This window comes from Acidobacteriota bacterium (assembly GCA_016208495.1).
Classification (GTDB): domain Bacteria; phylum Acidobacteriota; class Blastocatellia; order Chloracidobacteriales; family Chloracidobacteriaceae; genus JACQXX01.
The window spans coordinates 83839-104176 of sequence record JACQXX010000056.1; the positions used below are offsets into that span (position 1 = coordinate 83839).

Consider the following 20338-nt stretch of genomic DNA (forward strand, 5'->3'; position numbering starts at 1 on the left):
AGGTGAAATACTTGCCAGGCCAGGAAAGTTGGTTAGATGATAACTCCTTATGATTCAATTGGATGATTGTTTTGTAATTCAGTTCTCTCATTACGGAGTTCAGGCAAAGAAAGGCATCGGTTTGCCTGGGATTTTATTGTGGTAGGTTTAGAGTTGAATTTAACTGGAAATTTCTGGTAGGGTTCTGTATTCATGCGCGCCATCATCACCTTGCGTATGCGACTCGACTCTGCCTCAAGACAAACTCACTTTTTGATTGAAAGGCTCCCGTCAGAGGAGTTTTGGCCAGACTGCCCTTTTTTCTCCTTCCGAGAGGGCGTTACGCTTGATAGATAGCATTTCATTGATCACCAAGGCTTAGACGGTAATCCATCCCGCACACAGGTCATATTTGTATCAGGAAAAGGAGCAATTCTTTACGAATTGCATTGGGAGGCTCAACGGATGTCTTACAGACTGGAGCAAACGTCTTTCCCGAAGATTCTGTGTGAATGCCATAAACAGCGGCTCAGCGGAACTCTGTCAATTAACCATAATTCCATCAACAAATCGGTTTACTTTGAGGATGGCGCCACGGTCTATGCCAGTAGCGACATTATCAGTGAGCGGTTTGGCGAACGGTTGCGCCTGTCCGGAAAGCTTTCTCCGGAACAGTTTGATGAGGCCATCCTGTGCATGCACCTGAGCCAACACCAGCTTGGTGAATGTCTCATTGACCTTGGCTTTCTGCAGGAGGCCGAGGTGAAAACCCTGCTGACCGAACAAGTGACCCAAATCATCTTTTCGCTCTTTACCTGGCAGGAAGGGCAATATGACTTCAAGCCTGGCCGAATTGAGATCAAAGGGTTTCGCCTGGCAATGCCAACAGCGGAAATTATTTTTGAGGGCATCCGCCAGCTTCCGGATCAGCAACTGCTTCGACGCTGGTTGGGGGATTTTAATCGCAAGGTTGTCCCGGCATCTGATCCCTACATGCTCTTTCAAACCGTTTCGCTCAAACCTCACGAGGCTTATGTCATTTCACGCATGGACGCCCCGTTGAGTATCAATGAGCTTCTGGCAATTTCGGGAATTCCTGAAGAGCAACTGTTGCGAACAATTTGTGCCTTGAAAATGGCGGGGATTGTGGAAAGCCTGGAAGGTGATACTCGACCACAACTATTTACAAATTCCGTGGCCGAAAGCATGCAGTCACCATCGGATGCCCAGTTCCAGAGCGTTGATGCCGCCGCTGCCGCTCAGTTGTGCTTTGAAGTGACCGAAGTGGTCCGGCAAATCGAACAAAATGCCGATCACTATCAGGTGCTTGGCGTCAACCGTCGAGCCACCCCAGAAGAAATCAAAAAGGCGTATCGTGAGCGGGCCAAGAAGTATCATCCAGATCGTCATTCACAACTGGCCGCCTTCGATTTTCAAATAAAATCAGAGCTGGAACGAGTGTTTATTCGGGTGCAAGAAGCCTATGGCACGTTAGGTGATGAAACCAAGCGCCGCAAATATGATGCCGCTGTGCGCTTTCCAACGGCGCCCACGGCGCCACCTTCCTCGGGTGTCTCGACAGCGGCGCCACGACCACCAATGACGCCCCCGGTGTCCACCACGGCGCCACGACCACCAATGACGCCACCTCCAGGGAGTCGCCCTACCTCGACCTTTACGCCAACACCAACAAATCAGCCGTTGCGTCCAGCACCACCGCCGTCTGGGCCAAATGCGCCATATCCACCTGCCAGTCCGTACCAAACTCCAGCACCCTATCAGCCTGCTCCATCGGCATCAACCTATCCGCCGCCAGCCAGACCACCAGCACCGCCGGCAGGGACATATCCACCAGCCCCCCCAGCCGGGCAACGACCAGCAACTCCGCCGGGGCAGCCCCAGTACAATACCCCGCTCTCGGTTCAACCGCCGCCAGCCGGGCAACGACCAGCAACTCCACCAGGGCAACCCCAGTACAACACACCAAAGCCGTTTCAATCTCCTCCTTCAGGGCCAAACCCGGTACCGCCAGCGGCACCTTCGTCAACCTATCCACCTCCGTCTTCGACGTATCCACCCCAAGCCCGTCAGCCGAGTGGAAACTATCCACTTCCAGCTTCGACATATCCACCACAATCCCGTCAGCCGAGTGGAAACTATCCACCAGCCGGAAGAGCAACCCCATCCACTGGTACTCCCAATCCGTTACCACCATTGCAAACAAGCGGAATTAGCGCAAATTTAAGCGCTTCAGAATATTACATGCGGTGTATTGAATATTTAGGGAATAACGATCTTGAGAAAGCCTATCAGGCCATCCGGCGGTCGGTTGAAATGCGCCCGAAGAATTCTGAGTACCATGCCCAACTGGCTCGGGTCCTGATGAAGATGCAGGGACGCAATAAACAGGCCGAAAAAGAATATTTGGTCGCCATTGAGCTGGATTTGGAAAACCCTGACTTGCCGGATTTATATGTCGAACTTTCGGACCTCTATCGCAAATTCGGCATGGAACTCAAGGCAAATGAAATGCTCGGTAAGGCACTGGAAATTAACCCTGACCACTATGAAGCGAAGGAAAAAGCTGAAAAACACGCGCCACCGCCAGAGCCGACCTGGAAAAAAGCCAGTGGTCGGTTTGGCTCACTGGTTGGGAAAGTTTTTAACAAAGGTGATAAAGGGGGGAGTTAACCATGGAGCGCAAACTGAAGAAAGTGGCTTCGGGTCTATCCTTAAACACAACTTCTTCAGCCCATTTTTTTCAGTTCGAAAAAGTACCGTCGCCTGTCAGAGTACATTCTGATTGCGTTTTTTTGAGACCTGCGCTATTGTGCCGCTTTCCTTTTTTATGGCGGTTGTAGCTCAGTTGGTTAGAGCGCCTGGTTGTGGCCCAGGAGGTCGTGGGTTCGAGACCCATCAATCGCCCCACTTGGAATTAAGATAAGGGCTACGCGCACACTGCAGCGTGGCCTTTTTTCATTTCTGGAAGCCTTTTTCCTATCCTCAGGGTCCGAGGGTTGACCCAAGCTCCTCTGACAATCATTCTTCCTAACACCGGCTACGCTTATGATGGATTCTTCTGCATTTGCCCAACCCGAGGGGTTTGACAGTTCTTCACTACCGGTTCTTCACCTTCAAGAAATCAGTAAACAATTTGGTACCCAGCCGGTGCTGAGAAACATCAGTTTTTCAGTTCAGCGTGGCGAAATTTTTGGCTATATCGGTGCCAATGGGGCTGGAAAAACCACAACCATCAAAATCCTGACCGGTTTAATCAAGCCAAGCCAGGGAAATGCCTTCGTTTGCGGCCACAGTATTCTGACTGACTCCTTACACGTCAAAGCACGCGTTGGATATCTTCCTGAATCCGGTGCCTTATTTGAAAAGCTCTCTGCCCGTGAATATCTCACCTTAACGGGTCAACTTCATAAATTACCCGCCCATCAGCTTCCGGATTGTGTTCAGGAATGGCTCAAATTCTTTGGACTTTCAGACAAGGCTGACCAGCAAATGGGGACATTCTCAAAAGGCATGAAGCAGAAAGTCTGCTGGATTGCCGCCTTGATGCACAACCCAGATGTCTTGATTCTGGACGAGCCGTTAAACGGGTTGGATGTCGAAACCGTGGCGCGGGCGAAAGATCTGATGAAGTATCTGGTGGCGAGTGGAAAAACCATTTTTTACTCATCACACATGATTGATATCGTCGAAAAAGTATGCACCCGCATCGCCGTGCTCAATGCTGGTCGGTTAATTGGCATTGGCACGATTCCGGAAATTGTAGCCTTATCTGGAGAGCCCACCCTTGAGCAAGCTCTTTTAAAACTGTGGCAAGGTCAGCCATTGCACCACCCCTCCGAATCGAATGATAAAATGACAAGGTGACAAGGGGACAGGGTGACAAGGGAACAAGGGGACAGGGTGACAAGGGAACAAGGGGACAAGGGGGACAAGGTGACAAGGTGACAAGGTGATCATATGTCAAAATCGCAGTTTGCCACCTTGTCACTCAGTACAAGTCCTCATAAATAGGGGATGGAATTTCGGTGATTCCGAATTGGCTTTCGCCCGAATAGCCGGTGGTTTGCCGCTTTGGGCACACCACCGGAGCTTCAATCCACAGTGGTTCGCGTCCGGATGGGCGCTGGAAGCTGGTTCGGGTCCCGGTTTTCGTGGAATTTCCGGCTTCTGACTCACGACTCCTGTTCCAGCGCCCATCCGGGCGCGAATCCGTGATGGCGGCTCTGTCCGGTGGCCGCGTGTCCAAAGCGACACTTGCCACCAGCTATTGTCCAGCGCCCATCCGGGCGAAAACCAATGTTTCTGCCAGCGAGTAGTCGAATTTCATCCCCCCTTTTATGGGGACTTGTACTCAGTCATACAGTCACCTTGTCACTTCATCATCTTGTCACCCTCACTTCATTATGCTTCCAGCCCATTGTTTTCTCACTCCTGCTGCTGCCGTTGTCGAAGGTCAGCTTGATCTGACACAGCTTCGAGTTATCGTCACCATGAATTTGAAGCAGGCGCTCAGACCTGGCAAAGATCCAGTGACGGGCAGCGTCGGAAATCCCATTCGCCAAATTTTGCTTTCAATGGGGGCATTCGGGGTGTTGTTTTCCCTCAATATTGACCGGTTTGCCGATCTGCCCAGCTATCTCATCATGCTGTTTGCCTCGACCTTCCTGATTGCGAGCCTCAACATTGCCCCCGACCCATATGACGTTCGCCAACGCAATCTGGAGACCTTTCATTCAAAAGCAATTACCCAGAAAACACTCCTCACCGCGCGAATCGCTGTGTTGTTCATTATCGTGAACTTCATTGCGGTCAGTTACTCGTTGATTCCGTTGATTGTCTCAGTGTTTTACCTTGACTGCCCGGTGGTGCTGGCCGTCTGTACTTTGATTTTATTGCTGATTGGGTGTTTTTCACTGGTGGTGTACTGGCTGGTGGTCTTGATGGTGGCGGCCCAATTTATTGGGATTGATCGGGTTCGCCAGATGTCGCAGGGGCTTTTTCTGCTGGTGTTAATCGGCATCATTGGCATTTCATTTGATTTTTTTGGGGTCAACCGCCATCCCTTTTCCCAGGAAGTTGAAAAATTATCGCTGACTGATTCAGTGTGGGTGAAGTTTTTGCCGTCAACCTGGTTTGTTGATTCTTTGGTTGGCGACCTGTCACTGGTGGCTAACACCGAACGACTGGTGATGCTGGTAACGGTGTGTGGTGCCATTGGGATTATCTGGCGAATTGATACCGAAGGGTATTTTCCGCGCTTGATTGAAAAGCTCTCAGAGCCGGCCTCTCAGCCCACGTCCAGTCCCCTGTCGGTAAAATTATTGAGCCTGTACCGACTGATTCCACCCGTGCGCCGATGGGTGATTCCCGATCATACCTTTGCGCTGGCGTCACTGGTCTTGACGGTTACCCAGCGCGAAGAGATTTCACGCATTCGGACCCTGGTCCCGCGGGTGTTTATGATCCTGTTTTTTTTGGCTGGATTTAGCTCGTTTCGCCCAGAAGCCCATTTTTTCGGGTTACTCATGCTGAGCTACTATGGATTTTCGGGAGTAATCGAAGGGCTGGATATCATCAAGCAAAGTTCTCACGCTTCAGCTTGCTGGATGTTGCAGGTCATTCCACTTAGGGGAAAAGACATTCTCAAAGGTTTGCGCCTGACAGTGATGGTGAAATTTTTTGCATTTCCAGCCGTCCTGTTGCTGGTCATGTTTTACAGCTTTCACCCTTTTCTCATCGCAACATTGCTGGCCATTGGTTTTTTCATTATTGCCAGGGTTTTAATCCCCGTGTTGCTGATTGCACAGCCTACTTATCCGCTCTCTCAAGACCAGCGGACAACCCAGTCGCTCATTGGATTCTTGATCGGAATGGTGGTGATTTTCTTCGCGGCGATGGGGTATGGCGTGATTACCCTGCTGGGATCGCTTTTGGGCTACTTTGGGCTGGCGGTGGCTGCTGGCGGGCTGGTTGGCCTGGTTGGCCTGGAGTATGTGCTCGATTTGCAGGCAGCCCGTCGGTTGCAGGCCGTTGGTGTGAAGGATTAGGGTTCAGGGGTCTTGAAGGGATGAGGGATGAGGGATGAGGGATGAAAAAAATCACCTTGTCACCCTATCACTTTGTCACCCTGTCACCTTGTCACTTTGTCATCTTGTCATTTTGTTACCTTGTCACCCTGTCACTTTGTCACCCTGTCATTTTGACCTGGTCAAACCCACTCTAGTTTTCTTCCGATCAAATCCACATCTAAAAAATAAGCGGTTGATTCGTGTCCGTAGCGAGCAAAGCACGCCTGCATCCGCGAGGCAATTTCTTCTTGATGTGAAAGAGCCAAAGCCAGGGCTGATGGTCCCGCACCACTCAAGGCAGTTGCAAGCAATCCGGGGTGTGAAAGCCCCAGAATGTCTTCCAGCCCTGGAATGTGACGGGCGCGAAATCCTTGATGTAACCGGTCCTGCATCGCTTCGCCCAGCAAGTCAAACCGTTTGTCTTCCAGGGCAGTCAATAAAAGTCCGATGCGTTGCATCTGGAATACCACGTCGGCTCGCGAAAGGGAATCAGGCAACACGGCCCTCATCGTCTGTGTAGACAGTGGAAAATGCGGTCTGACCACGATGCAGGAAATTTCGGGGGGCCAGGCCCGTCGCAGCAGGTATGGCGCCCCAGCTTCACGTTCACACAACAGGACCAATCCCCCCAGCCGGGCTGGTGCCAGGTTATCTGCATGGGACTCAAAGACCATCGCGTGTAACAAAAACTCGTCAAGCGTCAATTCACGGCCCAGAAAACTCTCAACCAGTGATACCCCAGCGACAATAGCGGCGGCACTGCTTCCCAGGCCGCTCCCCAGCGGGACATCGTTGATCATTTCAAGCGTGAGGGCCGGAAGTGAAATCCCCATCGTTGCCGCTGTGTGGTGAGCCACCTGACAGATTAAATTTTCTTCAGGTCGGAGCGGAATGTGGGTCGCCGCGCTTCCAGTTGCCGTCAGTTTCCAGTCACCAGCCTCCGCATGCCATGTGCCGCGAAGCGTTAAATACAGGCCCAGGGCCAGTCCAAGGGTATCAAATGCAGGTCCAAGGTTGGCGGTCGAAGCCGGAACACGAATTGAAAAAGTGGAATAAGCCATGACGAGGGAAGAATGAAGAATTGAGAATGAAAAATGAAGAAAGTGGTTAGTGGTTAGTGGTTAATTTAGTGGTTAGTGGTTAATTTAGTGGTTAGTGGTTAGTGGTTGGTTTAGTGGTTGGTTCTTGGTTCTTGGTTCTTGGTTTTTGGTTCTTCTTCGAAAGCATTGATTTCTAACCACTAACCACCAACCACTAACCACCAACCACTAACCACTAACCACTAACCACTCATTGGTTTCTTCATTCTGTTTTTTAGCTGGTGAGCCGGTTGGTTGTTTCCTGCAACTGGTTGCGGAGTCGGTTTTCATCAAAGGTCAGGACATTCTGGCCGTCAAACAAAACTTTTCCGCGCACCATCGTCATAATGACATCACGACCACTGGCCGAGGCCAGTAAGGCAACTGCCGGATCGTGAACTGGTTGGGTATGCGCTCCAGAGAGTGAAATGGCCGTGATATCAGCGTCTTTTCCGACATCGAGGGTCCCAATGCGGTTCTCCAGACCGAGGGCCGTGGCCCCACCGAGGGTCATCCATTCCAGCAGGTCCGAAGCCGGCAAGACGGAGTCATCACCCATTGAAGCCCGGTGGAGCAGTCCTGTAAAGCGTGCTTCATCAAGCAAATCACATACATTGTTGCTGGCCACACTGTCAGTTCCGAGCCCAACCGGGATTCCCCGGCGGCGCATGCGCAGGGCTGGGGCAATTCCATGACCAAATTTGGCGTTTGATTTTGGGCAATGGGCAACGCGGGCGTCCCAGAGTGAAAGCAACCCGATATCTTCTTCTGTGGCGCGAACACAATGCACCAGGAGTGGTTTTACTCGCAGCACATTCAAATCAGCCAGATAGCGGATGGTCGAAACGCCAGGCGGTGACCATTGGATATCCCGGCGGCGGTATGAGTCGCCGATGGGACCAAGCCCTTGCCGCATAAAGTCTTCCTCGGCCTGGGACTCGGCGGCATGGATACACATGGGAAGTTTGTCTTGTTCGGCAAATTCAGTCGTCAGTTGAAACAACAATTTTGAAACCGTATATGGCGCATGCGGTGAAATCCCAACTTTAACCAGCGATGTTTCATGGCGGCGTAAGGTCTGGATTCTCCGTTTTAAGTCGCTCAAGCTGCGTTTGGCTTTGAGCATTTCGAGGCCAAAGACTTCTTGATACACAATTCCACGGACACCGCCAGTGACCATGGCATCCATGGCTGAGCCTGAATCACCCGTATCCGCCAGTGTCGTAATGCCCGCCCGAATGGCTTCGATCACGCCCCACCGGGCTGCAATTTGGAAATCCGAGGCCCGCAACCGTTCACGTTTGAGTTCAACCAGCTTTGTAATCCAGGGGTAAAACGGCAATTCATCGAGGAGCCCCCGCAAAGCGGTTAATTCCAAATGGGAGTGAACGTTCACAAAGCCCGGTGTGAGCGCAGTTTCACCTAAATTGACAGTTTGATAAGGACCATCTTTGGCAACACTTTCACGAACGGTTTCTTCCGGTCCAACCGCGGTAATGAGTCCATTGTGAACGGCAACCGCGCCGTGTGGAATCGGCGGGATCGAAACCGGAAGTACCCATCGAGCAGAATATACAATTGTCATAATGCGTTTTGTAACCAGTCGTTCAAAGTCAAAAATCAATGATTGCAAGTCGAAGGGAAAAACAGGAGCTCAGGGTTGGTTGTCGTAAGCCGGAAATAATAAGTGTGTTTGGTGGATGAATCTATCGAATAGTGTATCAAGACAGTTGAGGATTCAGGTTCAGGTTCGAAATTTTTGATTGTTTTTCCCAGGTCAGCCTTCCTGGCGGGATTGCCAGAAAGCCAGACTGGCATAGGTCACGGCTGATGCGCGTTCGATTTCATGCCATTGCTCGTAGTGAAGGACTTCACCCTCACAGTCGCCAAAAACATCAAGCGCGTCCAAAAAAGTCAGCATTGGAGGGAATCCACAGACCTTACGCGCATCCTGATCCTGGGCAATGTGGGTCAAGAGGGCCTGAGCATTGCGTTGCTCAACCACGGACAGGAGTTCGGAATCAGCCTGGGCAACGGTTTCCAGTTTTTCCTCGGCATCAAACGGATCCCCAAATTTGCGCCCAATGTGGGCCAGGTCACCGCCAACAAGCAGGCAACTGGATTGGGTATGTGACTGAAGCGTGGTCCGGAGTGCTTTGACAAAGTCTTGATATTCAAGCTCGTCTGGATTTTCAGTCCCGACTGATCCATCCAGCAGGGCCTGAAATGAAGTGCATAAAATCGGTACAATCCGCAGTCGCCCTTGTTCAGCCGCTTTCGGAAACAGGTGTTGCAGAAAAATAACCTGAAACTCGATTGAATGCTCATGCCGGTGCGAGGTGTCATCCTGGCTAATGCTGCGGCCAAGTTGGACTTCGAGATGTTCTAAAAAAGCCACGTCGCATTGAAGCTGGCCAAAGGGCGTTTCATACGCCTTTCGAGAGGCCATAAACAGTCCGTTTCCGCCATAGTGAGAAGTTCCCAATATGATGAAGGTTTGTTCCGAGGTCGGATCGCTTTCGAAGTGAGCCAGGCTCTCGCCTAAAACCCGGTATGCCGGAGCATAGACCGCTCCGCCAACCCGCAAATCTATGTGTGGTGAGATCAACCCCACCAGGCGCGAGTCAGGACGTGCTTCAACCGGCGGACCACCAGCCAGAATCTCATCGAGTCGAGCACGGAGCGCGTCAATTTCAGCCGGGTAACTGGCTCCGGCGTGAGCGCAAGGCCGAACTGGCGACGAACGAAACGCCTCATCAATTTTTGCCTGGAATTGTTCAAACCGGGGGCTGTCAAACAACAAAAACGAATCAAACATCTCCAGAATTTGAACAATTCGCTCCCGAGGGATCGTGATACCAGCTTGAAATCGAATGGCCTGCTGCATGTTCTCAACCGTATGTTGCCCGTCACAAAACAGCAGGAATAGCCCCAGAGCTTCGGGAATGATCACCGGCTCCGTGTAGTTTTGCGGGTCATGGGCGATCAATACCCGTTCTTCCTCAGCTTCGGCTGGAATCAGTTGGATTTGGCGCAATCGAGGGCGCTCTGGCAAAGGAAGATGAAGGTTTGAGTGCATAGGAGTTTGGTGGCCTGTTGCCAATCCTGAATGGTGGAATATGAGTGACGCACAATCAAAAATGAAGGACGATCTATTTAGCCTGAATCTGGTTTGAACGCAACCTCAAACTCAAGCAAAATCTTGGATTAAGAGGGGTTAAAACTCTAACATGCCCCGCTTGTTTTTGTACCGATCCAGGATGCGCCGCACATAATTACGCGTCTCCGGGTAATCAATGCGGGCCACATACTCATCGGCGGTCAGTTGTGGTTTCCCTGCCTGAGCCGGTGCATTTCGCCATCGTTCGGCCTGGCTTGGACCAGCGTTGTATCCGGCGAGCATCATCGGAACGACAATTTTCTCAGCCTGATACCGCTGACGGAGCAAATCCAGATACCAGCACCCAATGGCCAGATTGATTTCCGGATATTGCAACAAATCATCTTCAGTGAGTTTTGATGCCTGGGAAGCCGACAGATTTGGGACGCGTCTGGCCATTTCACGGGCAAAGTTGGCGGAAGCATTTTGTTCACGCCGTTTTTGTTTCCACTCGGTAATCACCACGGGGGTAACCTGCATCAGGCCGACGGCACCGGCGCCGCTCCGGGCTTTGGGATTGAAGTACGATTCTTCATAAACAATTGCCCGGACCAGTTGCTCTTCAAGTTTATATTCTTTGGCTGTTTTTGAGATGAGCCCGTCAAAGCGGTGAATCCGCCAGTAGGTATAGCCGAAAAAACTGGCTGACACCACCAGCACAAACAGTACAAATGAAAGAAGTTGTCTTTTGAGAGAACGAGCCATAAACCTGAGTACTGAGTACCGTGAGCCGTAATGACGCCGAAGATAGCGGGCTGAAGACGTTGGGCTGAGAAAACCAGGGCTCAGGGCTTGGGGCTGAAGAAATTGGTTTTATTTCATCCCTCATCCTTCTTCCCTTCCTTTGCTCCGAGCCTGCGAGTCTTCAACCCCCAGCCCTGAGCCCATATGCGCCAGGAGAAGGAAGTTTGAGCCTGTGTGAGACAAGAAGATGGGGAGACACGGAGACAATTCACCAGGGTTGTCAGGTTGAATCAGTTCCGATTGAGAGCGGGGGAAGGCGACCAGTTGTTTTTTCTCCCTGTCTCCCGGTCTCCTTGTCCAGATCGGGCTCTGTTTCCTTCTCCTGGCGCTTACGAGCCCTGAGCCCGAGGATTTTTCAGCCCGAAAAATCCGACGAGGTGGAGGCTTGCAAAGAGGGCGTCTTTGTCCGGCGGCCAACGTGCTATGCTCCAAAAAAATAAATCAATAACCTGCAGTTCTGAGAGAAAAACTATATGGGCAAGATTGGGCTACTGGCAATGGATGTTGATGGAACATTGCTTACACCAGACGGAAAGGTAACCGAACGAACACGACAGGCCCTGGAGCAGGCAGAACGCGCCTATCAGGTACACCTGGTGCTGGCAACCGGACGCCGGTTTCATGCCGTGCGCCCAGTTGCTCAAAATCTTGGCATTCGCACTCCTATCATCACCCACAATGGCGCACTCATTAAAAATCTGGAAACCAGGTCAATTTATCGGTATCACTGGCTCGAAAACGAGATCGCCCGCCGCTTGATTGAGCTTGGGAAACAGTTTGGGGCTGATACGCTGGCACTGGAAGATCCCGAAGGGGACGGACGGATCCTGACTGACAGCGTCTCGGAAAATAATGTTCCGCTCAAACGGTATCTCGAAATGAATCGGGCCTATGTCCGCCCGGTACCAAGTTTATTGCAGGAAGTCAGAGGCCCGGTGATTCAGGTGATGTTTTGTGGTCCTTGCCAGCCCATGGCTGAACTGGCTGAACTGCTCATGGCTGAAATGTCGGAAGTCACCCGGTTACTGATGACCTCCTATCCTCGCAACGATATGACCATCCTGGATTTACTCAACCCGGCGGCATCAAAAGGAACGGCATTGGAGTTTGTGGCTGAATTCTTTGAAATTGACCAGTCCGAGGTCATGGCAGTGGGAGACAACCATAATGATATTGATATGTTGCAGTATGCAGGTGTCGGCGTGGTGATGGGGAATGCCGAACCGGAACTGCTGGAAATGGGCTTTCACCGCACTTCATCCAACACGGAAGACGGGCTGGCGAAAGCGGTGGAACGGTTCATCCTGGGAATCAAGTAAAAGCGGAATGAAGAACCGCTGTAGTGGTTAGTGGCTAGTGGTTAGTTGTTGGTTCTTGGAAGGTATTGATTTCTAACCACTAACCACTAACCACTAACCACTAACCACTAATCACTAACCACTAACCACATTCTCAATTCTTCATTCTTTCCTCCGGATCGGGGTTGGTCGGCCATCATCGCCGACCGCAACATAAATCACATCGGCTTCAGTGACTTTGACGATTTTGCCCGGTTCGCGCCAGCGTTCAGATTCAACCACGACGTGGACGGTCACTGATGTCCGACCGACCCGCGAAACTTCAGCGTAAAAGCTTACCAGATCACCAACATAGACCGGCTCCACAAAAATCACTTCCTTCATGGCCACAGTTACATATTGATGAGACGCCAGTTCGCGTGCCGGAACCGCCCCGGCCAGGTCAATGTAGCTCAAAATGACGCCGCCAAAGATGGTTCCAAAGGCATTGGTCTGGTGAGGCATCATCATGGTTCGAATGGCGGGTGCTTTTCGTGGAGGGAGGGCGGAAGATGGTGTTTCGTTCATAAGTACTTTGCCTGGTAAAAATTCTGTTGTGGATTGTGGTATACCGTTCGGGGTTCAGGGTTCAGGGTTTAGGATTCAGGAAAGTACATATTTTTCAATAATTTAACTTTTTACTCATCCAAAAAAAAGCGTTTAATCAGTCCTTTTTCCGTCACCTGAAATGCAGCGGGTGATTTGACCATGGCGCGCCCTTTTGACACAATAGGAATTCCACTCCGATCTCAGCCTTGCATACCCAGCCCAGCCTTTCACAGGAAGTGTCCCATGTTCGAGTACTTTCCCGAAAATGAACTTGAGTTTTTGCGTGAGTGTGAGCTCTATGCCAACCTTTCGGAAAGGACGCTCCAATCAATTTTTAAACGTGGTCGCCTGGTTCAGCTTTCACCTGGGCAGGAATTGTTTCAGGTCGGATCGTCAGCCGACAACTTTTATGTGGTGAAGTCAGGGATGGTGGAAATTTGCCGGTTGGGTGACAAACCCGATGAGGTGGTGACGGTGGCTTTTTTGGGGCGTGGCGATTCAATCGGTGAACTTACGATGTTGACCGGGACTGACCACGCGGTGCTGGCTCGGGCGCCAGAAGGTGGCGAAGTGTTTGAAGTCCCTCGGCGCAATTTCCGAACTATGCTTGAAGCCTACCCGGAGTTTGCCATTCACCTCTGCAATACCTTTGCGGAACGGCTGGAATCTTCGGTCAAGAATGAAAGCGGCACCCGGAACCGGCAGTTCCACGGGCATTTAAAGTATTTTGACCTCGCCACCGTTATCCAAACGATTGTGGTGTCGCGCATGACCGGGCGACTGGTTGTGACGGATGATTTTGGAAATGCCTACTCGGAAATATATTTTGACGCTGGTGATCCTTCGTGCGCCAAAATCGGCCATTTATCTGGGCCAGAAGCCTTTAATCAGCTTTTTCAACCACCACCGGTTGAAGGAACATTTGATTTTAAGAGCGGAGAACGTCCACCCAGGGAATTATTGGGCTTGTTTGAAGGCTGCCCTCCAGGGATGAATATGCTGATGGACGCGATCCGGATGCAGGATGAACTCGATAATTTCCGCCCGCAGATTGATCTTGAATCAATCTACCAGCCCCAACAAACCGAACTGATCTGGGAAGGCGAAGAACGCTATCTGGTCCTGGCCAATGACATCTGGTATCGCCTGCACGCCGAACAGCCAACGGTGGTCCAGCTCCTGCAGGAAGTTCCGTCGTGCCATTATGGAGTCTATTATGTTTTGGCCACGATGAAACAGGCTGGGCTGATCGTCTCATCCATGGACACCGGGTTATGGCAGAAAGTTGATTCGGCGGAGGGTTGGGGTTTGCTCGATGACGACGATGTCTGATTCCAGTCTCAAAACAGCTCAGATCGAGGTTTCCATTTGAAACAACCCAATGTTTCAGGTACTGGGTTTAACTTCTCGCTTCTCGCTCCTCGTCCCTCACTTTTCCATTTTGCTATTTTGCGTGAGGGGTCTTGTGGTAGAGTCGGCAAGTGCAATCCCTTGTTTTTTCGTTTCAGCACCCATTTTTGATCGAACCAAGCATATTTTAGGAGGATGTTTACCCATGGCCGAAGATTCAGCCTCAACCAAACTTACCTTTTTTCTGGTCGGTGCCGGAATCGGCGCCGTCGTCGCGCTGCTGTTTGCGCCAAAATCAGGCCGTGAACTCCGCGGCGACATTGCTGATGCCAGCAAGCGTAGCGTCGAATATACCCGGGACAATGCCCGTCGGCTTGGTAGCAAGGCATCTGAATTGTATGAAACCGGGCGTGAGAAAGCCACTCACCTCAATGAACAGGTCAAAGAACGAACTTCCGGTTTGATTGGTGCCGGGCGCGAGCGGGTTGAAGAACAACGCCAACGTCTGGCGGCGGCGATTGATGCCGGCAAACGTGCCTATCAGGACAAAAAAGCCGAAGTCCAGGCGCTCGAAGCAGCACTGGAGGAAGCTGAACCAGAAGAAGTATAACCCCCACGTTTTCATCACGTTGTGTTTGACAACTTAGCCGAGAGGAGGCATTGGAGCCAGGGCTCCTGGGCCTCCTTTTTTCTTCACCTACTCACAGTGACTTAAGGTTGAGTAAACGGGTGTCATTGATATGGAACTCTTGACATATGGAATTCTGGCGATTGCCGGCCTTCAGCTCTTTATCTTAATCGGCATGCTGGTTGCCCTGATGAAAGTAGCAACGATTATCCAGAGCTTACATGGCCAAACCGAACCGCTTATCGCTCAAACACGCACGACGGTTGAGAGTCTCAAGCCATTGCTGGAAAACTTAAATGCAACGGTCATTGAAACCAAACCCCTGGTTGAGCAGGCTCGGGCTTCGGTGATGGCGGTGACTCCGGTTCTGGAGCAAACCCAGCAGATCCTGGCGACCACCAACGAAACCACACTCCTGGCCAAACAAGCCGTGACCACGCTCAAAACCGAAGCCGAAGCCTGCATGGCGGCAGTCACCACAACCACACGCGAAATCACCCGGATGACCGAGGAAGAAGCCCGTGAAATCCGTGATTTGGTTCAGGAGACGACGGACAAGATCCATCTTCAGATTGAACGCTTTGACCGGGTGGCCTCGCGGACGGCCTTGCGCATTGACGACACAGCGGGTCTGGTCCAGCGCGATGTGCTCAAGCCAATCAGCGAAATTACGGCGGTTCTGGCCGCGACCAAGGGCTTTCTGGAGGTTCTGTTTGCCGAAGAACGCAAGCAAATTGACCAGGCTTATCAGGATGAAGAGATGTTTATTTGAGCGCCTACCCGATGGTCAAACCCTCATCCAACGAAGCGGTCAGCCTGAAGTGTGTTGAGGCTGACCGCTTTCGTGTCTGTCTCTGAAAAAATTGAATTGCAAAGCGAGTAAATTTTTATGAACTCAATTCCTTTCTTTCCCCGGCTAAGTCGTTGGGTTGCAAGTATCTTTAGTCTATTTCTGATCCTTGGGCCAGGGGTGAGTATCTGGGGCGCCGAGAAAAGGCGGGCCGTTGAAACGGTTGATATCATTTTGCGTGGCGGCCAGGTGGTGACCATGGACGCCGAACACCACGTGTATGCGAACGGGCTGGTTGCCATCAAAGGCGACAAAATCGTGGCGGTGGGTGATGCCAAAGAGCTTGGGGCGCGCTATCGGGCCAAAACGCTGATTGATGCCACTGGCAAAGCCGTAATTCCCGGCCTGATCAATACTCATACCCACGTGCCGATGTCCCTGTTCCGGGGTGTGGCCGATGACTTGTTACTCCAGGACTGGTTGCAGAATTTTATCTTCCCGGCAGAAGCTAAAAATGTGACGGCGGAGTTTGTCCGTGCCGGAACACGGCTTGGCTGTCTGGAAATGATTCTGGGCGGTACAACCTGCTTTGTGGATATGTACTATTTTGAAGACCACATTGCCGATGAAACCCACAAGGCCGGGATGCGTGCCGTTTTGGGCGAAACGGTGCTCGATTTTCCAGTGCCGGACGCCAAAACTCCGCAGGATGGGCTGAAATACGCCGAAGCCTTCATCAAGAAATACAAAGGGAACCCGCTGATTACACCAGCCATCGCACCGCACGCCCCCTATACCTGTTCACCGGATTTACTCAAAGCCGCGAAAGCACTGTCTGACCGCTACGAAGTGCCGCTCGTAACCCACCTGGCCGAAGACTATAGCGAAGTTGATATCATCAAGGGTCGCTACCAGGCCCGCCCGGTCGAACACGTCGAGAAAATGGGACTGCTTGGGCCCCGCGTGATTGCCGCCCACGTGATCCAGGTAACCCCGGAAGAAATCCAGATTCTCAAAAACCACGGCGTTGGCGTGGCACACAATCCCCAGAGCAATATGAAACTGGCCGCCGGGGTGTCACCCGTGCCAGATATGTTAAAGGCTGGCCTCGGGGTTGGCCTCGGAACCGATGGGGCGGCGTCAAACAACGACCTGAATATGTTTGAAGAAATTGACACGGCAGCCAAACTTCACAAGGAATTTTCCCGCAACCCAACCGTGGTTTCGGCCCGCGAGGCGCTGGAAATGGCAACCATTGGCGGCGCCCGGGCCATTCATCAGGAAGACCGGATTGGTTCGATTGAAACGGGCAAGCTGGCGGACCTGATTGTGGTGAATCTGGATACCCCACACCAGTGGCCGGTGTATAATCTCTATTCGACACTGGTCTATGCCACCAAGGCGTCTGACGTCGAAACCTCGATCATCAATGGAAAAATCGTGATGCGCGACCGCAAAGTGCTCACACTCAATCCAGTTGCCATTCGCAAAGAAGCCCTGCTCTATCGCACGCGCATTCTGGAAAGCCTGAAGAAATAGGGCGGAAGAAAGCAGAATAAAGAATGAAGAATGAAGAAATTATTTGGTAGCTGATCCCTTGTTCTTAGCCCTTAGAAGCCGGTACCTTCGAAAAATCAAAAACCAGTACTTGAGAACGAACTGCCCGGTACGAAGCACCCATCACCAACCCATTTTCTTCATTCTTCATTTTCAATTCTTCATTCTCCAGAAAGAGGTTACCCAATGGATCGTGAAATCAAGGAACTTGAAAAAGCGCTCGAACAGATTTGGGATATCGCGCTGAAGTTTGGACTTGATCCATTTCCAGTGCATTTTGAGATTGTGCCGGCTACCGTGATGTATGAAATCGGGTCCTATGCCCTGCCTGGTCGGTACTCACACTGGACATTTGGGAAAGCCTATCATCGGATGAAAATGATGTATGACCTTGGACTGTCACGTATTTACGAGGTTGTCATCAATACGAATCCTTCCTACGGCTTCTTACTCGAAACCAACTCCCTGACCCAAAATAAGCTCGTCATTGCCCATGTGCTCGGTCACGTTGATTTCTTTAAAAACAACGCCTATTTCTCACGTACCAACCGCCGGATGGTTGACGAAGTTGGTGTCCATTCGTCGCGCATCAACGAGTATGAATTCACCTATGGCCGTAAGACCGTCGAAGAGTTCCTGGATGCGGTCTTGTCAATTGAAGAACACGTTGACCCTGATTTCCTGATCAAAAAAGCCCGGAATCAAACCCCGTCAGAACGCCAGAAGAAAGGTGCACGTCAGGGCAAATATGACGATATGTTCACCGATCAGGAGCTGGACCGAAAAACCGAAGCCCCAAAAATTTATGTGCCCGGTGAACCAGTGCTGCCTGAAAAAGATCTGGTCTGGTTCATTGCCCAATATTCGCCGATCCTTGAACCCTGGCAACGCGATATCATGAGTATGGTCCACGAAGAAATGTTGTACTTCGTGCCACAGATGCAAACGAAGACATTAAACGAAGGATGGGCATGTTGTACCGGTGACTCTATCTTATTGACTGAAAATGGCTTTATCCGGTTTGACCAGCTTTACGAGGATGGGCGAAAAATCCAGGTGGCGAGTGGCAGACAAACCAAACTTTACCCAATCACTGACTTTCACAAGGAAGAGCAGGTCCCAACAATTCGGATTCGAACCCGTCGTGGTCTGACCATTGAAGGCTCACATCAACATCGAGTACTTCTTTCTGACGGGAGTTGGGGATTTTTAAAGGACTTGCAGGTGGGCGATCAGATTCCGATTGAATGTGGGGCAAATATCTGGCCGACCAAACCACAGGCGATTCCGTTTCAGGCCGGACATCCCACTCCCACGCTGGAAGAAGTTGCCGTACTGGCGGGAGTTTCGATCTGGACAGTTCTTCGCCATTTAAAAGGCCGAAGAACACAAAACGCATCGGGGATTCAGCTTGCATTGCAACAGGCGGCTTACCAGCCAGGACGTGCCGGCAAAGTTCTTCCGACGCGGGTTGCCTTAAAGACCAATCAGGTCCTTGATGACCGCCTGGCCTGGGTGCTCGGCTACTTCATCGGAGATGGAAACCGAACAAAATCAGGAATTTGCTTTACCACGGGTGATGAAGAACTGGCGATTCGCCTGGAACACACCATCCCTGAAGTATGGGGGGTGACACCACTTCGTCACTGGGATCCCACTGAAGTTGGAGGCAGATGGCGCGTGATTGTTCATTCGCGCGAGCTCCTTACCTGGCTCAACTCGATTGGTATCAATCTGGCGGAAAAAGCACCTCAAAAAAGAATCCCAGATTTGATTTTGCGCTCTCCAAAAAACGTGATATCGGCCTTTTTGCGCGGCTATTTCGATGCAGATGCCTATGCGGGGAAACACGGGATCATCCTTTCTTCCTCCAGTCAGAACCTGATCCACCTGGTTCAGGTCATTTTGCTCAACTATGGCATTCTCTCAACCCAGCAGCCTTGCCAGGATAGTTGCACGCAACTCCATATCAAGGGGGCCTCAGCCAAACGGTTCCTCGACGAAATCGGCTTTAGTTTAAGTAGAAAGCAGCAAGGATTAACTGAATATGTCGAATGTCGTCAATGGTTTAGAAAAGAAGACTTTACCGATGAGATCGTTTCCATCGAACCAGGCTGCGCTGATGTATATGACATCACGGTAGCGACCAAACACGCCTATGTAGCCAACGGGATGGTCCATCACAATTCATTCTGGCATGCACGGATAATGCGTGAACTTGGTCTGGAAGGTGATGAATACATTGAGTTTGCTGAACTCCATGCCGGTGTTGTTTCACCACATAAAGGACAACTCAATCCCTATTATCTGGGCTACAAAATCCTCGAAGACATCGAGCGCCGCTGGGACAACCCGACGGCTGAAGAACGTGAAAAATATGGACGCAAAGGCGGCGAAGGGCGACACAAACTCTTTGAAGTTCGCGAAATGGAAAACGACACATCGCTGCTGCGCAATTATTTGACCGAACAATTAGTCGAAGAACTGGATTTGTATGTTTATGAGTTGGTGGATGATGAAGAATGGACCATTACCGAGAAACGTTGGGAACGGGTCCGCGATCAGCTTGTTGCCAGTCGAACCAACTTTGGCTTTCCCTACATTGAAGTCACCGATGCCGACTATAACCGCAACCGCGAACTCTATTTGACCCATCGCTTTGAAGGCACTGAACTGGATTTAAAATATGGCCGCAAGGTGCTCGAATATGTCCAAAAGCTGTGGGGCCGCACGGTGCATCTTGAAACCATGGTGGACAATGAAAGTCTCGTGTTGCACTATGATGGGAAAGAACATGATGAAGATTGATTTCTGAGTCAGTAGAACTGAGTCAGTAGTCAGTAGTCAGTAGACAAAACCCGGATCGTTGAATCCGTCGAATTCTTGAAGAGAATTGTTCATAACTGACTCAAATAGAACCAAATACACTTGACAAGATCTCTCAAACCCCCAACGCTCGACTACTGACTACTGACTACTGACTACTGACTACTGACTACTGACTTACCCAATTACCCAACCACAGTTGTACACATGGCATTTAGTTTTAGAACAGGGAGGCACTCTTGTGAAAAGA

At 51.0% G+C, this 20338-nt stretch carries 15 protein-coding genes and 1 tRNA gene; 11 read left to right on the forward strand and 5 right to left on the reverse strand.

Going from position 1 to position 20338, the window contains the following annotated elements; genetic code table 11:
* Window positions 1-444 precede the first annotated feature (444 nt).
* The 5 genes from HY774_10060 (at window position 445) to HY774_10080 (ending at window position 6047) form a co-directional block, all read left to right on the forward strand.
* Entirely contained in the window at window positions 445-2670 is a 2226-nt protein-coding gene (locus tag HY774_10060; protein MBI4748822.1) for a DnaJ domain-containing protein, read from the forward strand.
* A 160-nt stretch (window positions 2671-2830) separates the two neighbouring features.
* Window positions 2831-2907: transfer RNA gene (locus HY774_10065), tRNA-His, on the forward strand.
* A gap of 138 nt (window positions 2908-3045) precedes the next feature.
* A complete protein-coding gene (locus HY774_10070) occupies window positions 3046-3864 on the forward strand; it encodes an ABC transporter ATP-binding protein (GenBank protein ID MBI4748823.1) in 819 nt (272 codons plus the stop codon).
* 194 nt (window positions 3865-4058) lie between these two features.
* Window positions 4059-4316 (forward strand): hypothetical protein, encoded by a 258-nt coding sequence (locus HY774_10075; GenBank protein MBI4748824.1) that lies wholly within the window; start codon window positions 4059-4061, stop codon window positions 4314-4316.
* An 87-nt stretch (window positions 4317-4403) separates the two neighbouring features.
* Window positions 4404-6047: a hypothetical protein gene (locus HY774_10080; protein MBI4748825.1), complete on the forward strand. Its 1644-nt coding sequence runs from the start codon at window positions 4404-4406 to the stop codon at window positions 6045-6047.
* 161 nt (window positions 6048-6208) lie between these two features.
* Here HY774_10080 and thrB read toward each other — a convergent pair whose 3' ends face one another.
* The 4 genes from thrB to HY774_10100 form a co-directional block, all read right to left on the reverse strand.
* Window positions 6209-7129: a homoserine kinase gene (thrB, locus tag HY774_10085; GenBank protein MBI4748826.1), complete on the reverse strand. Its 921-nt coding sequence runs from the start codon at window positions 7127-7129 to the stop codon at window positions 6209-6211.
* A 253-nt stretch (window positions 7130-7382) separates the two neighbouring features.
* On the reverse strand, window positions 7383-8732 hold the full coding sequence (locus tag HY774_10090) for an amidohydrolase family protein (GenBank protein MBI4748827.1): 1350 nt from the start codon (window positions 8730-8732) through the stop codon (window positions 7383-7385).
* Between the two features lie 192 nt (window positions 8733-8924).
* Window positions 8925-10226, reverse strand: a complete 1302-nt coding sequence (amrB, locus tag HY774_10095; protein MBI4748828.1) for an AmmeMemoRadiSam system protein B — start codon at window positions 10224-10226, stop codon at window positions 8925-8927.
* Between the two features lie 138 nt (window positions 10227-10364).
* Window positions 10365-11012, reverse strand: coding sequence for a transglycosylase SLT domain-containing protein (locus HY774_10100; GenBank protein MBI4748829.1), 648 nt, complete (start codon window positions 11010-11012; stop codon window positions 10365-10367).
* 512 nt (window positions 11013-11524) lie between these two features.
* Here HY774_10100 and HY774_10105 point away from each other — a divergent pair.
* Window positions 11525-12370 carry an HAD family phosphatase gene (locus HY774_10105; GenBank protein ID MBI4748830.1) on the forward strand — a complete coding sequence of 282 codons (846 nt, stop codon included), beginning with the start codon at window positions 11525-11527 and terminating at the stop codon, window positions 12368-12370.
* 141 nt (window positions 12371-12511) lie between these two features.
* Here the strand turns inward: HY774_10105 and HY774_10110 are convergent, their stop codons facing one another.
* Window positions 12512-12916 (reverse strand): acyl-CoA thioesterase, encoded by a 405-nt coding sequence (locus HY774_10110; protein MBI4748831.1) that lies wholly within the window; start codon window positions 12914-12916, stop codon window positions 12512-12514.
* A gap of 264 nt (window positions 12917-13180) precedes the next feature.
* Between HY774_10110 and HY774_10115 the strand changes: the two genes are divergently transcribed.
* The 5 genes from HY774_10115 to HY774_10135 all read left to right on the forward strand — a co-directional run bounded on the left by HY774_10115 (window position 13181) and on the right by HY774_10135 (window position 20070).
* A complete protein-coding gene (locus tag HY774_10115; GenBank protein MBI4748832.1) occupies window positions 13181-14269 on the forward strand; it encodes a cyclic nucleotide-binding domain-containing protein in 1089 nt (362 codons plus the stop codon).
* 223 nt (window positions 14270-14492) lie between these two features.
* Window positions 14493-14897 (forward strand): YtxH domain-containing protein, encoded by a 405-nt coding sequence (locus tag HY774_10120; protein MBI4748833.1) that lies wholly within the window; start codon window positions 14493-14495, stop codon window positions 14895-14897.
* 130 nt (window positions 14898-15027) lie between these two features.
* Complete coding sequence (locus HY774_10125) at window positions 15028-15687, forward strand: hypothetical protein (GenBank protein MBI4748834.1); 660 nt, start codon at window positions 15028-15030, stop codon at window positions 15685-15687.
* 117 nt (window positions 15688-15804) lie between these two features.
* A complete protein-coding gene (locus tag HY774_10130) occupies window positions 15805-17244 on the forward strand; it encodes an amidohydrolase (protein ID MBI4748835.1) in 1440 nt (479 codons plus the stop codon).
* A 204-nt stretch (window positions 17245-17448) separates the two neighbouring features.
* Complete coding sequence (locus HY774_10135; GenBank protein ID MBI4748836.1) at window positions 17449-20070, forward strand: SpoVR family protein; 2622 nt, start codon at window positions 17449-17451, stop codon at window positions 20068-20070.
* The last annotated feature ends 268 nt before the right edge of the window (window positions 20071-20338 follow it).

Bases quoted from the DNA above. Each gene is read 5' to 3' on its own strand.
- HY774_10060 (MBI4748822.1), top strand. From the start codon at position 445: ATGTCTTACAGACTGGAGCAAACGTCTTTCCCGAAGATTCTGTGTGAA.
- HY774_10070 (MBI4748823.1), top strand. From the start codon at position 3,046: ATGATGGATTCTTCTGCATTTGCCCAACCCGAGGGGTTTGACAGTTCT.
- HY774_10080 (MBI4748825.1), top strand. From the start codon at position 4,404: ATGCTTCCAGCCCATTGTTTTCTCACTCCTGCTGCTGCCGTTGTCGAA.
- thrB (MBI4748826.1), bottom strand. From the start codon at position 7,129: ATGGCTTATTCCACTTTTTCAATTCGTGTTCCGGCTTCGACCGCCAAC.
- HY774_10090 (MBI4748827.1), bottom strand. From the start codon at position 8,732: ATGACAATTGTATATTCTGCTCGATGGGTACTTCCGGTTTCGATCCCG.
- amrB (MBI4748828.1), bottom strand. From the start codon at position 10,226: ATGCACTCAAACCTTCATCTTCCTTTGCCAGAGCGCCCTCGATTGCGC.
- HY774_10100 (MBI4748829.1), bottom strand. From the start codon at position 11,012: ATGGCTCGTTCTCTCAAAAGACAACTTCTTTCATTTGTACTGTTTGTG.
- HY774_10105 (MBI4748830.1), top strand. From the start codon at position 11,525: ATGGGCAAGATTGGGCTACTGGCAATGGATGTTGATGGAACATTGCTT.
- HY774_10110 (MBI4748831.1), bottom strand. From the start codon at position 12,916: ATGAACGAAACACCATCTTCCGCCCTCCCTCCACGAAAAGCACCCGCC.
- HY774_10115 (MBI4748832.1), top strand. From the start codon at position 13,181: ATGTTCGAGTACTTTCCCGAAAATGAACTTGAGTTTTTGCGTGAGTGT.
- HY774_10120 (MBI4748833.1), top strand. From the start codon at position 14,493: ATGGCCGAAGATTCAGCCTCAACCAAACTTACCTTTTTTCTGGTCGGT.
- HY774_10125 (MBI4748834.1), top strand. From the start codon at position 15,028: ATGGAACTCTTGACATATGGAATTCTGGCGATTGCCGGCCTTCAGCTC.
- HY774_10130 (MBI4748835.1), top strand. From the start codon at position 15,805: ATGAACTCAATTCCTTTCTTTCCCCGGCTAAGTCGTTGGGTTGCAAGT.
- HY774_10135 (MBI4748836.1), top strand. From the start codon at position 17,449: ATGGATCGTGAAATCAAGGAACTTGAAAAAGCGCTCGAACAGATTTGG.